General features: G+C 71.8%; 11 protein-coding genes. 8 read left to right on the forward strand and 3 right to left on the reverse strand.

What is annotated here, in order from left to right; translation table 11 throughout:
- Positions 1-3 precede the first annotated feature (3 nt).
- The 4 genes from ACRYCC_RS29975 to ACRYCC_RS29990 all read left to right on the forward strand — a co-directional run bounded on the left by ACRYCC_RS29975 (position 4) and on the right by ACRYCC_RS29990 (position 3164).
- Positions 4-879: an FAD binding domain-containing protein gene (locus ACRYCC_RS29975; RefSeq protein WP_433817080.1), complete on the forward strand. Its 876-nt coding sequence runs from the start codon at positions 4-6 to the stop codon at positions 877-879.
- Positions 872-1372, forward strand: coding sequence for a (2Fe-2S)-binding protein (locus ACRYCC_RS29980; protein ID WP_433817081.1), 501 nt, complete (start codon positions 872-874; stop codon positions 1370-1372). Before ACRYCC_RS29975 ends, ACRYCC_RS29980 begins: the two co-directional genes overlap by 8 nt.
- Positions 1369-2121, forward strand: a complete 753-nt coding sequence (locus tag ACRYCC_RS29985; protein ID WP_433817082.1) for an SRPBCC family protein — start codon at positions 1369-1371, stop codon at positions 2119-2121. The genes ACRYCC_RS29980 and ACRYCC_RS29985 overlap by 4 nt, the downstream gene beginning before the upstream one ends.
- Positions 2122-2327: 206 nt before the next feature.
- The gene (locus ACRYCC_RS29990) at positions 2328-3164 is read left to right on the forward strand and encodes a mycofactocin-coupled SDR family oxidoreductase (protein ID WP_433817083.1); all 837 of its coding nucleotides are present in this window, start codon (positions 2328-2330) and stop codon (positions 3162-3164) included.
- Between the two features lie 227 nt (positions 3165-3391).
- On the opposite strand, the gene ACRYCC_RS29995 is transcribed toward ACRYCC_RS29990, so the two are convergent.
- Positions 3392-4663, reverse strand: coding sequence for a cytochrome P450 (locus tag ACRYCC_RS29995; protein WP_433817084.1), 1272 nt, complete (start codon positions 4661-4663; stop codon positions 3392-3394).
- 338 nt (positions 4664-5001) lie between these two features.
- On the opposite strand from ACRYCC_RS29995, the gene ACRYCC_RS30000 reads away from it, so the two are divergent.
- Entirely contained in the window at positions 5002-6195 is a 1194-nt protein-coding gene (locus ACRYCC_RS30000) for a cytochrome P450 (RefSeq protein ID WP_433817085.1), read from the forward strand.
- A gap of 192 nt (positions 6196-6387) precedes the next feature.
- On the opposite strand, the gene ACRYCC_RS30005 is transcribed toward ACRYCC_RS30000, so the two are convergent.
- Positions 6388-6810, reverse strand: coding sequence for a GMC oxidoreductase (locus tag ACRYCC_RS30005; RefSeq protein ID WP_433817086.1), 423 nt, complete (start codon positions 6808-6810; stop codon positions 6388-6390).
- A 1359-nt stretch (positions 6811-8169) separates the two neighbouring features.
- Between ACRYCC_RS30005 and ACRYCC_RS30010 the strand changes: the two genes are divergently transcribed.
- Complete coding sequence (locus ACRYCC_RS30010) at positions 8170-9738, forward strand: class I adenylate-forming enzyme family protein (RefSeq protein WP_433817087.1); 1569 nt, start codon at positions 8170-8172, stop codon at positions 9736-9738.
- Between the two features lie 44 nt (positions 9739-9782).
- Complete coding sequence (locus ACRYCC_RS30015; protein ID WP_433817088.1) at positions 9783-10559, forward strand: SDR family NAD(P)-dependent oxidoreductase; 777 nt, start codon at positions 9783-9785, stop codon at positions 10557-10559.
- Between the two features lie 94 nt (positions 10560-10653).
- Here ACRYCC_RS30015 and ACRYCC_RS30020 read toward each other — a convergent pair whose 3' ends face one another.
- Complete coding sequence (locus tag ACRYCC_RS30020) at positions 10654-11370, reverse strand: Clp protease N-terminal domain-containing protein (RefSeq protein WP_433817089.1); 717 nt, start codon at positions 11368-11370, stop codon at positions 10654-10656.
- Between the two features lie 242 nt (positions 11371-11612).
- Between ACRYCC_RS30020 and ACRYCC_RS30025 the strand changes: the two genes are divergently transcribed.
- A complete protein-coding gene (locus ACRYCC_RS30025; RefSeq protein ID WP_433817090.1) occupies positions 11613-13220 on the forward strand; it encodes a Vgb family protein in 1608 nt (535 codons plus the stop codon).
- Positions 13221-13226: the final 6 nt, after the last annotated feature.

Genomic DNA, 13226 nt, shown 5'->3' on the forward strand with positions numbered 1-13226 from the left:
CGGATGAAGCCGTCATCGTTCGACTACCACGCTCCGACGAGCGTCGACGAGGCCGTCTCCCTGCTCGCGGACCTGGGCGAGGAGGCCAAGGTCATCGCCGGGGGGCAGAGCCTGGTCCCCATGCTCGCCCTGCGGCTGGCGGCCTTCGACCACCTCGTCGACCTGCGCCGGGTGGCCGGTCTGCAGGGCATCGAGCGGCGGGACGGGGCCGTCTGGATCGGCGCCGGCACCACCCAGGCCACGATCGAGCGCTCCGCCGACGTCGCCCGGGACGTACCGCTGCTCGCCCGCGCCACACCGCTGATCGGCCACTTCCAGATCCGCAACCGCGGCACGATCGGCGGGTCGATCGCGCACGCCGACGCCGCCGCCGAATACCCGGCGGTGGCCTTGGCGCTCGACGCGCGGATCGAGACGCGGTCGCCGCGCGGCGTGCGGACCATTCCCGCCGACCGGTTCTTCACCGGCCTGTGGAGCACCGACCTGGCGGCCGACGAGCTGCTGACAGGGATCGGCTTCCCTCGGCGGGGCGACCGCTGCGGGTTCGCGATCGAGGAGTTCGCCCGCCGGGGCGGTGACTTCGCCATCGCGGGTGCGGCCGTCGCGGTCGAGCTCGGCGCCGATGCGCGGATCCGCCGATGCGGCATCGGGCTGTTCGGCCTCGGCGCGATGCCGCTGCGCGCGTCGGCGGCCGAGGCGGCGCTGATCGGCTCTGCCCCCGCCGACGTCGCGGCCGACGACGTCGGGAACACCGCCATGAGCGCACTGGAGTCGGTCCCCTCCGACCTGCACGCGTCCGCCGGTTACCGCAGACACGTCGGGGCCATCATCGTGACCCGTGCCTGGAAGAGGGCCGTACAGGAGGCGAGCAATGGCTGACGTCGACATACGCGTGCGGGTCAACGGCATGCTGCGACGCGCGACCGTGCCACCGCGGCTCACTCTCGCCGACTACCTGCGCGAGCGCTGCCAGCTCACCGGCACGCACCTGGGTTGCGAGCACGGCGTCTGCGGTGCCTGCACGGTCCTGCTGGACGGCGAGGCCGTCCGCGCCTGCCTGGTGTTCGCCGTGCAGGCCGACGGCGCGGAGATCACCACCATCGAGGGAATCGCCTCGCCGGACGGCGAACTCTCCCGTGTCCAGGCCGCCTTCCGCGATCACCACGGGTTGCAGTGCGGCTTCTGTACCCCCGGCTTCATCATCTCCGTCACCGCGTTCCTGCGCGACAATCCCGACCCCAGCGACGAACGGATCCGGGAAGGCCTGTCCGGGAACCTGTGCCGCTGCACCGGTTACCAGGGGATTCTGCAAGCCGTCCGGGCGGCGGCGCGGACGGCGGACGGCACAGCCTCCGTGGAGGAGACCGGATGAGACTCGAGAACACCCTCAGCATTCCCGTGCCCGCGCACGAGGCGTGGCAGGTCTTGCTCGACATCGAGCGGATCGCCCCCTGCGTGCCCGGGGCGGCCCTCACCTCGCACGACGGCGACCGTTTCCAGGGAAAGGTCAAGGTCAAGCTCGGGCCGATTGGCCTGGCCTACAGCGGCACCGTCACCTTCGTCTCCCGTGACGAAGCGGCCAAGGTCGCGGTCATGGAGGCGAGCGGCCGGGAGACCCGCGGAGGCGGCACCGCCAACGCGGTCATCACCTGCCGGCTCACGGACCATGGCGACACCACCGACGTCCTCCTCGAAACCGAGCTCGCCATCACCGGTAAACCGGCACAGTTCGGCCGCAGCACGCTCGCCGACGTCGCCACCACCCTGATCGGCCAGTTCGCGGCCAACCTCGCCGACGAGATCGCCGCTCATCCCGTCGCCGGCAACGGTACGGCCCCGGCTCGGCCCGCGGCCCCCGGCGAGGCCACCTCCGGGCGCCCGGCGTCCGCCCCCGGCGACGGCGCCGCCCCGCGCCTCGACCCCGCCCCAACGCGGACGACGCCGGTCGCCTCCCGGCCGGCCGCCGAGCCGATCGACCTCCTGCAGGCGGCCGGCGGCGGGATCGTCCGGCGCGTCGGGCCGATCGCCGCCGCGACGGCCCTGCTGATCCTCCTGCTGACCGTCCGGCGCCGGCGTTCGCCCGGGACCCGCCGAGATACCGGCCCCGGGAAGGCCCGCTGAACCTCCCCGGCACCCCCTGCGCCGCACCCCCGGGCGCGCGCCACCACCGAGCCCTCCCGACGGCCGCTCTCCGCGGTCGTACCCCCTGACCAAGCCCCGGCCACTCCCACAGAAACGATCGCAGACCAGTCCCCGGCCATGCCCGTCATGGCACCGGCGTCGCGTACCCGCCGACTCCGGCTCACAGATCAGGAAATGAGGAAACGATGGCTGGACGAGTCGAAGGCAAGGTGGCCTTCATCACCGGTGCGGCACGCGGCCAAGGACGCAGCCACGCGGTGCGCCTGGCACAGGAGGGCGCGGACATCATCGCCATAGACGTCTGCCGGCAGCTCGAGGGCGTTCCCCTCCCCATGTCGACGCCGGAGGACCTGGACGAGACGGTCGCTCAGGTGAAGGCGCTGGGCCGGCGCATCGTCGCCGCCCAGGTCGACGTGCGCGACTTCGACGCGATGAAGGCCGTGGTCGACGACGGGGTGACGGAGCTGGGTCGGCTGGACATCGTCGCGGCCAACGCCGGCCTGGCCAACACCGGGGCCCCCGCGCACGAGATGCCGGAGAAGGCCTGGCGGGACATGATCGACGTCAACCTGACCGGGGTCTGGCTCAGCGCCAAGGCCGCGATCCCGCACATGATCGAGGGCGGCCGCGGCGGCACGATCGTGCTGACCAGCTCCGTGGGCGGGATGAAGGCCATTCCCCACGTCGGCCACTATGTCTCCGCCAAGCACGGCGTGGTCGGGCTGATGCGCAGCCTGGCGGTGGAGCTGGCCCAGTACAACATTCGCGTCAACTCGGTCCACCCCACCCAGGTGGACACGCCGATGATGATGAATGAGCCGACTTATCGGATGTTCCGCCCTGACTTGGAGAACCCCACCAAGGAAGACATCGCGCCGATCTCTCAGATGATGAACACCCTGCCGGTCCCGTGGGTGGAGGCGGTGGACGTCAGCAACGCGGTGCTCTTCCTGGCATCGGACGAGGGCCGTTACATCACCGGCGTGCAGCTTCCGATCGACGCGGGCGCCCTGCTCAAATGACCACGTCCCGCAGCCGGTGACCCGTCCTGGGTGAGGTGCCCTGGCTCGTCCGTCCCTGCGGCGGTCGTGCCGGGCGGTCCGCGCCCGGGCCGGGCCGGTGGTCACCGCGAGCAGGTGGATCCTGAGCTTCCCGCGTGGCGCGGCCCCCTCACCTGAGCGGGCCGCGCCACGCGGGAAGCCCGGCCCGGCGCGGCTCGGTCCCGAGCGCCGGGCGCCCGCGGGGCTCCTCACGCGCCGCCGTCCGGCCGTGGCGAAAGGGCGACGGGCAGGTGGTCGAAGCCGCGCAGCGTGAAGCCCGGGCGCCGGGTGGGCTCGCCCGCCCGTGCGACGTCGTAGCGCCGCACCAGGACCTCCAGGAAGATCTGCGCCTCCAGCCGGGTGAGATGGGCGCCCAGGCAGAAGTGAATGCCGGCGGCGAAGGCCAGATGCCCGCTGTCGGCGCGGCCGACGTCCAGCCTGTCCGGGCCGTCGAACCGGGCCGGGTCGTGGTTGGCCGCCCCGAGGGCGGTGAGCACCAGCAGCCCCGGCTCCAGGTCGGCGCCCGCCAGGGTCGTCGGCTCCAGTACGGTGCGCGCACCGACCTGGACGGGCGAGTCGTAGCGGAGCAGCTCCTCGACCGCGGCGGGGATCAGTTCCGGGTGGTCGCGGAGCCTGCGCAGCTCATCGGGCCACTCCAGCAGCGCGTGCAGGCCGTTGCCGAGCAGGTTGGTGGTGGTCTCGAAACCGGCGATGAAGAGCAGCAGCGCCGTTGAGATCATTTCACTCTCGTCGAGCGCGTCGTCCTCGTGCGAGGCCGCCAGGCGGCTGAACAGGTCGTCCCCGGGGCGGGCCCGCTTGTCGGCCAGCAGCGCCGAGAAGTAGCCGAAGAGCTCGTCCCCGGCCGCCTCACCGAGCGTCAGGCACTCCAGGTCCGCCGTCGGATCCAGCGCGGTGACCAGCGCGTGCACCTTCGGCGTGAAGGCCAGCCGGTCGGCCTCGGGGACCCCCAGCAGGTCGGAGATGACGTTGACGGGCAGGGGCAGCGCCACGGCGGCCATGAAGTCGGCGCCGGGCTCGGCGGCCAGCGCCTCCAGCAGCGCACCGGTACGGGCGGTGACCGCGTCGCGCAGGGCTTCGACATGGCGGCTCGTGAAGGCCGAGCTGACCAGGCGGCGCAACCGGGTGTGGTCGGGCGGATTGGCGAACAGCATGCTGTGCCGGAGGAGGTCCACGACGGAGCCGGGACGCTCCGCCGGGGCGACGGCGAGCCCGAGTTCGAGGAGCCTGTCGCTCTTGCCGAGGGCACGGTGGCGCAGCGCGGCGTCGCAGTCCTCGAACCGGGTCAGCACCAGGGTGCCGTCGCCGGTCAGCAGGGCGGGGGCCAGCTCCCGCAGTCTCCGGTAGCCGTCATAGGGGTCGTCGCGGAGCGGGTCGGCCATGATCTCCAGGAACAGCCGTTCGGCGTCCGGGTCGGTGCGGGCCACCGTGGCGGCCGTGGCGGGGGGTGGGATGGAAACCATCGGGTGCTCCTTCCACGGGCGGGGCGTCGTTGTCCGCCCCCCGGTCAAGCATTGACAGTCAACTAAATTCTGTCAACAGTAGGAATAAAAGCACGTCAGTTGTCCTCAGCCCCGGGATGCGGAGCCACGCTTCGTCCGGACCCCGCAGGCGCCCCTTGACTGGCCGAACAGCCGGATGGCACCCTCTCCCTATACGTGCTGAGCAGCCGCTCAGCATGGTCGCGGACGTTCCCCGGCGCGACGGGGTCCGGCCGGCCGGGTCGGTGAGGAACCCGCATGGAACACGGGGTCATGGCACGCCTCAGCGCTACGTCGACGTGAGACTCGGAGGAATGCGAATGAGCACTGACGACCTGGTCTACTGGGATCCCTACGACACGAGGTTCGCGAAGGATCCGTACCCGACGTACCGTCGGCTCCGCGATGAGGCGCCGCTCTACTACAACGAGAAGTACGACTTCTACGCGGTCACCCGCTACGCCGACGTCGAGCGGGGACTGCCGGACTGGCGGACGTTCTCCTCGGCCAAGGGCGGGATCCTCGAGCTGATCAAGTCGGGTATCGAGATTCCGCCGGGCACCCTCATCTTCGAGGATCCGACCATCCACGACGTCCACCGCCGCCTGCTCGCCCGCGTCTTCACCCCCCGCCGGATCGCCGCGCTGGAGCCGCGGGTGCGGGACTTCTGCACGCGTACCCTCGACCCGCTGGTGGGCAAGGACCAGTTCGACCTCATCGCCGCCGTCGGCGGTGAGATGCCGATGCGCGTCATCGGCATGCTCCTCGGCATTCCAGAGGCCGACCAGGCGGCCCTCCGCGACTCGGCGGACGAAAGCCTGCGCACCGAGGCCGGCGGGCAGATGGACCTCAGGGGAGGCGCCGTCCTCAGCAACGAGATGTTCGGCGAGTACATCGACTGGCGCAAGAAGAACCCCTCCAACGACCTCATGACCGACCTGCTGAACGCCGAGTTCGAGGACGAGGACGGCGTGACGCGCACGCTCACCCGCGACGAGGTCCTGACCTACGTCACGGTCGTCGCGGGCGCCGGGAACGAGACGACCGGGCGGCTCATCGGGTGGATCGGGTCCGTGCTGGCCCAGTATCCTGAGCAGCGCAAGGAACTCGTGGACGACCCGTCGCTGATCCCCAACGCGATCGAGGAGATCCTGCGCTACGAACCGCCCGGCCCGTCCATCGCCCGGTACGTCACCAAGGACGTGGAGTTCCACGGTGAGCCGGTGCCGGCCGGCAGCGCCATCCTCTTCATCGTGGCCGCCGCCAACCGCGACGAGCGGCGCTACCCCGATGGCGAAAGCTTCGACATCCGCCGCCACATCGGCCAGCAGATGACCTTCGGCGTCGGCCCTCACTACTGCCTGGGCGCCGCGCTGGCCCGGCTGGAGGGGCGGGTGGCGATGGAGGAGATCCTCAAGCGCTTCCCGCGGTGGGAGGTCGACTGGGACAACGCGAAACTGGCGCAGACCTCGACCGTCCGCGGCTGGGAGACCCTGCCGCTCACCATCACCTGACCCGCCCGGCGGCGGACCGCTCCCCTGCCGGCGCCGGGAGGCGTGTCGCCGGCAGGCGAGCGGTCCGGGGCCGCACGGTGCCACCCGCCACGACGAGCCGGCCGGCCGGTACCGCAGCGGGCTCCCGCCGGCCGGCCTCGTCCCATGGGCCGGCGACGACTCCGCAGGCACTCCCTCACGGCCTCCGGCTGATCAGAAGACTCGCCCGAGGTCCTGGCCGACGATCGCGGCCATGCTGTGCTCGGCCAGGGCGGCGATCGTCATGGACGGGTTGCAGGCCCCGGTGGAGCCGGGGATGCGCGCGCCGTCGAGCACGTAGAGCCCGCGGTGGCCCAGGACGCGGCCGAAGCGGTCGACCGCGGCCCCCATGGGCACTCCGCCCAGGGAGTGCCAGGTCGAGGGCCCCTGGGCGTCGGTGTCGATCATCGCTCCGCCGCCGGCCTTGGTGAACTCGTCGACGCGCTTGCGGATCAGCGCCTGGAGCCCGGCATCGCCGTCGGAGGACCAGGTCAGCCGGGCGTCGTCCTGGGCGGCGTCGTAGACCCAGGTGCCGACCGGCTTCACGATCCCGAAGCCGACCACGGTCATCAGCTTGGCGCCGGTGGGGGGCGGCACGGGCGATCCGGCGTGGATGACGGTGAGGGGGATCGAGCTGCTGAGGTCGCGGCCACCGACGCAGGCCAATCAGTGACCCGCCCCCGACCGCGGCGCCGCAGTTCATCGTCATGCCCTGTCCCTGCACGGTCTCGATCAGCCCGGTGTAGGGCTTCCACGTGCCGGGGATGCCGGGCAGCATGCTGTGGTCGGTCAGCCAGGAGGAGCGGCGGTCGACGTTGGCGATGCGGGGGAAGGTCTTGGCGTTCGGCCCGGTCGGCCATCTCAGTCCGCGCTCCAGGACGAGGGGCCGTACCCCGGCGCGGGCCAGCCGCAGGGCTGTGACGCCCCCGCCGAAGCCGGTGCCGACGACGACGGCACGTTCCCGGGACTCGGTGGTGGGGACCGCGGCCGCCTTCGACGCGGCCTGCGCGCGTCCCTGGCCGAGGCCGACCGCCAGGCCGAGCCCGCCGAGTGCGGCCGCGCCGAGAACCTGCCGGCGGCCGGGCATCGCAGGGGGTGTCGAAGTGCTGGAGGGGTTGTCAGGCATGGGGGCTCCAAGTCATCCGTGGGGTGGCGGGAAGACGGCATCGGACCCACGAGCGCAGTGACGGGGTCGAAGGCCGTGCGGTGGGTCGAGCACGGAGGGGGCGGGATCGGAGGGCCGCCATGGAGGCGGTCACGGCCCCGCGGCTGCGCGGTCCGCGTCCTCATCGCCCGCCGGCGCGCGGCGGCCGGGCGGAATATCGCCCGCTCACTTCCGACGCATATCGGAGGTCGACTCATTCCAATGAGCCGGGGAAACCATGGCTCCTCCTCACCATTCAGTTTCCAGCGAGGAACATATGAGCCCGACCACTTGTCGGCAAGACCTAGATTCCCCCGATCTCATGCACTGATCGCAGCAGAAAATCTCCGGAAAGCCACAGAAAGAATGCTCTATTTCAGCTCTGAGCTGCGGTGCCGCCAAAGACGATCTGGCCCTTCCCGACCCGCCAAGGACTCGCTCATTCGGCAAACGGTGTGACCGCGCACAGGTTCCGGGCGCCATGACGTTGCCGACGCCCAATCCACTCCACCCGCCTCCGACGAGGAGCCGTGCCAAGGACCCGCGGGCAGGTGCGCCGGGAGGGCGCGAATCTCCTGCTCAACGCGGCTCGGCGCAGACAGGTGACCAGGATCGGCGGACGCCGCCCATGGAGATGGGCCGGGACCGGGCCGGCCTCGGCCCGTGCCGCAGGACCCATTGCCCTTCCATCCGGCCTGTGAGAGCATCTCTCTCTGTACAGAGAGTAGCGTTCTCATGAAGGAGAACACTTTTTGCATCGGTCTCGCCCACAGACGCCGGACGGTTCGCAACGACAGGGACGGCAAGGTTCCGTGAGCGGAGGCAACGCCGGTGACGCACCGCAGCGCACGGATCGAGGGGACGCGGCGTCCGGCCGGGGCGCGAACCTCCCCGCCTCCATCGCCGGGGTGCTGGACGCCTCGCTCGCGTCGCGCCCGGGCGCCACGGCGGTCGAGGCGGTCTCCGGCGCGTGGACGTACGCCGAGCTCGACGCCCAGGCGCGGCGGGCGGCCGGCGCGCTGTGGTCGCTCGGCGTGCGCCCCGGCGACCGCGTCGCGGCCTGCCTGCCCAACGACCTGGACATCGTCGCGGCCTTCCACGGCGCGCAGCGGATCGGGGCCGTCTGGGCGGGCATCGGGGAGGCGCTCGCGGCGGGCGAGCAGCAGGAGCTGCACGACCTCTGCGACCCGGCGGTCGTGCTGGCCGGACCGCGCTGCCGGCTGAGCTCGCCGGACCGCGTCGACCCCGACCGATGGGCGGAGCTCGTGGCCCGCCACGACGCGGCCCCCCGGGTCGAGCCGGACATCGACGCGCCGGCCGGGATCGCGTTCACCAGCGGGACGTCGGGACGCCCCAAGGCGGTCGTGCACAGCCAGCGCAACCTGCTCCTGCCGGGCGCGGTGCTCGTCGCCACCCGGGGCTGGGGACCCGGGCTGCGCAAGGGCGACAGCTTCCCGCTGACGATCCTCAACCTCATGGTCCTGTCCACCCTGCTCACCGCGCAGGCCGGCGGGTGCTCCGTCGTGATGAACCGGCGCGACGTCGACGGCGTCGCCGACTGGATCTCGGCGCGGCGCGTCACGGTGTGGAACGGCGCCCCCGCACAGCTCTACGACCTCGCCGGGCGCCCGGACCTCGACCTCGGCTCGCTCCAGGAGGTGTGGAGCGGAGGCGGCGACACGCCGGACGCGTTGCGCCGGGCGTTCACCGAGGCGCACGGGCTGGTCCCCCGGGTCACCTACGGCCTGACCGAGGCACCGACCGTCGTGTCGATCGACCCGCCGGGGCACGAGTGGCGCCCGGGCACGAGCGGGCAGGTGCTGCCGCACTACGACGTCGCGGCCTTCGACGACGAGGGCCGCCGCCTCCCGGCCGGCGAGCCCGGCGAGCTACGGCTGAGCGGGACCACCGCGGGCCCGTGGGCGGGCAGGTGGAGACCGATGCTCGGCTGGTGGGAGCGGGGCGGCGTCCGGCCGCCGGAGCCCGGCCCGATCCCCACCGGTGACGTCGGCACCGTCGACGGCGACGGGTGGCTGACGGTGATGGACCGCAAGAAGCTGGTCATCATCCGAGGCGGGGCGAACATCTACCCCCTCGAGGTGGAACGGGTCATCGCGACCCATCCGGACGTCGCCAGGGTCGCCGTGTGCGCGGTGCCCGACGACCGTCTCGGGCAACGGGTGGCCGCCGTGGTGCAGAGCGCCGGGCCCCCGCTCGACCTCGAGGCGCTCGCCGAGCTCTGCCGGCGCGAGCTCTCGCCGTACAAGGTCCCGGAGATCTGGTCCCAGGTCGACACCCTGCCGGTGAACGCCATGGGCAAGATACAGCGCACCCGGCTGACCGAGCTCATCGACCGGCACCGGCGTCCCGGAACGGCCTGAGAGACGACGACCGCGAGACGTCCTGCGGTTGAAGGGAGACCTGCGTGGCGCCAGACCGCGATGCCGCGGCACGGATGTTCGGCCTCGAGGGCCGGGTCGCGATCGTGACCGGTGCCTCCTCGGGTCTCGGCGCCTCGGTGGCCCGGGCCCTGGCCTCGGTCGGCGCCCGGGTCGCCGTGGTGGCCCGCCGGCACGACAGACTGGCCGAGCTCGCCGGACAGATCGACGGCCTCGCCGTCACCTGCGACCTGTCCGGCCTCGACCAGGTCGGCTCCGTCGTGCCGGCGGTGGTCGAGAGCCTGGGGCCGCCGGAGATCCTCGTCAACGCCGCGGGGAACATGTTCACGACCGAGCGCGCCGAGTCCGAGCCGCTCGACGCCGTCCGCCGCACCATGGACCTCAACCTGCTGGCCCCGTTCCTGCTCGCGCAGGCCGTCTTCCCCCACATGCGCGCGGCCGGCCGGGGCGCGATCGTCAACATCTCCTCCATCAGCGGCCGGGTCGGCGTCCCCGGGATCCCGCAGGCGTCCTACGCGGCGAGCAAGGCCGGCCTGTCCGGCCTGACCGCCGAGCTCGCGGTGCAGTGGGCGCGGCACTCGATCCGGGTGAACACGGTGGCCCCCGGCTTCTTCCGCAGTGAGATCACCGGCCCGCTCTACGAGAGCGAGCGCGCCCTCGAGTACCTGCGCCGCAACACCCCGCTGCCGAAGGAGGGGACCGCCGACGACATCGTCGGCGCCGTCCTGTGGCTCGTCGGCGACGCCGGAAGCTACGTCACCGGGCAGACGATCGTCGTCGACGGCGGCTGGACCGCACGCTGACCGCCGGCCGGGGCCACCGGACGATCCCCTCGGCCCCGGCCACGGACCGACGCCCTCCGGCCGGGCGGCGCCGATCGCGTCCCGGTGCCCTTCGTCAGAGGCTCCCGGTGGATCTCCCGGGGGGCCGGGACCGGGCCCTGGTCAGGGTCGGCCGGCCGACGGACGCCTCGGCGAGCGCGGTCGCGGCCACTCCCCGTCCGAGTGAGGCCAGGCCGAGGAGAAGGTGCTTGCAGCCGATCGGGCATTCCTCTTCGGCCGCCAGCTCATGGGCGGTGTCCAGAGCCTTGCGGGTGTAGGGGGTCCAGGCGATGCGCTTGGCCGCCTGGGAGGCTCCCATGGTCAGGGAGCTCTGGATCTGCTGCCGGAGGGGGTCCGCCGGGACGCCGAGGGACGCCAGGAGGCGGACCGCGCTGTTGTTCTCGCTGAGCAGTCCGTAGAGCACGTGCTCGGTGCCGATGAAGTTGTTGCGGTGCTGCACGGCGGCCCGTTTCATGTGGGCCACCGCCGTGCAGATCTCCTCGGCGAACTCCTCGGGCTCGTACCTCCACTGGGGGGCGAGGTAACGCTGCTGGGCGGCCTGGCGGGTGACCCCCAGCGCCGTCCCGATCTGGGCCCATGAGCCGCCGTGGAGACGGCAGTGCTCGACGTAGCCCTCGACGAGCTCGTCGGCGAGCCCGCGGAGCTGCTCGGCCATCGCGACCGCGGCCCTGAGCAGGGCGATCCGATCCGGCTCCTGCCCCGCGCCCTGGCCGGCTTCGCCGTGGGCGCGCTCGACGTCGGCGATGAGCGCATCAAGATCCGGGAGAACCATAAGTCAATCCTCGGTTGCCAAATCCAGAATGTCAACTGCGCCTTACCAAATCAGAATGTCAACCACGCCTTACAAATATGGGTGGCCGATGCCGAGAGTTGACGTCGAACCCGCCCTATGAAATCATTGTTCTTGTATTTAGAGAGCAGCGTTTCCGCACACTGGATATAGATGTCGAACCATGACATGAGGTTGGAAGGGATATTCCACCTTAACGACGAGGTTGCTGGGAGTCCTTCACCATGTTGTCGCAAGGGGCGCGCTATGTCGGCGCCACCTCAATCAGCCTCGCCGAGGGGTGGAGCCTGGAACGGCTCACTCCGCCGAGCCGGCTCTTCGGCGCGAATGGCATACGCACCGGCCCGGACGGCCGCATTTATGTGGCACAGGTGGCCGGCAGCCAGATCAGCGCGCTCGACGTCGAGACCGGCGAGCTGGAGACCATCAGCGCGCAGGGCACCGACATCGTCGCGCCCGACGACGTGGCCTTCGACGCCCAGGGCAACCTCTACGCCACGGAGTACTACGACGGGCGCGTGAGCGTACGCGGCACCGACGGCCGCACCCGGGTGCTGCGCGACGACGTGCCCGGCGCCAACGGCATCACCTTCCACCAGGGCCGGTTGTTCATCAACGAGTGCCGCATCGGTGGGCGCCTGCTGGAGCTCGACCCGGGCGGCGGGGCACCCCGGGTGCTCCTGGAGAACCTGCCGATGCCCAACGCCATGGAGTTCGGGCCGGACGGCAAGCTGTACTACCCGATGCTGGGCTCCAACGACATCTGGCGGATCGACCCGGACGGCGGCGAGCCTGAGCGGGTGGTGGGTGATCTGGGTGCCCCGGTCGCGCTGAAGTTCGATGCCGAGGGCTACATCGTCTCCCCCCAGGTGGGCAGCGGGGAGGTGTTGCGGATCGATCCCCGCAACGGCGAGCGCACCGTCCTGGCCACCATCGCCCCCGGTCTGGACAACCTGACGTTCGTGGGGAACCGCCTGTTCGTCTCGGGCTTCACCGGGCAGATCACGGAGGTTCTCGGCGCCGGCCGGACCCAGGCGGTGCTGCCGGGCGGCCTGACCTGGCCGCTGGACCTCACCGTCGGCGGCGATGGCACCCTCTACGTCTCCGACGGCACGTTCTTCTACACCCTCCCGCCCGGTGGCGGGCTGCAGACGCTGGGGATGCTCTTCAGCCCCGGCTGGCCGGGCTACATCCGCGGGGTGACCGCCGCCGGCGAGGGCGAGTTCATCGTCACCACCTCCCTCGGCCAGGTCGCGCGGTGGCTGCCCGCGAGCGGTGAGCACGAGGTGCTGGCCGGCGAGACCGAGCCGCTCGACCAGCTCTACGGCGTGGCGGTCGCACCCGACGGCAGCGTGCTGGCCGCCGAGCTCGGCACCGGCCGCGTGATCTCCGTGCGCGACGGCGAGGTGGCGACCCTGGCCTCCGGGCTGGACCAGCCGACAGGCGTGGCGATCGGCCCGGACGGCCCCTGCCTGGTCTCCGAGTCCGGCGCCGGGCGCGTCGTCTCGGTCACCGGCTCCGGCGTCGACACCGTGGTGGACGGTCTGGAGAAGCCGCAGGGCATCCTGGTCCGCGGCGGGAGGCTCCTGATCGTGGACGCCGGCGCCAAGTCACTGGTCGAGGTCGACCTCGGCAGCAAGGCCCGGACCACGATCGCCCGCGACCTGCCGGTGGGCGCCCCGCTCGGGGTGGATCCCAAACCTCTCAAGGGGTTGCTGCCGTTCTCCGGGCCCCAGGGGCTCTTCGCCGGCATCGCCGCCGCGCCGGACGGCACCCTCTACGTCTCCGCCGACGCCGAGGGCAGCGTCCTGGCGCTGCGCAGGGCGGGGTGAGCGGGG

Source organism: Actinomadura scrupuli, from assembly GCF_050971785.1.
GTDB classification, from domain to species: Bacteria; Actinomycetota; Actinomycetes; order Streptosporangiales; family Streptosporangiaceae; genus Actinomadura_E; species Actinomadura_E scrupuli.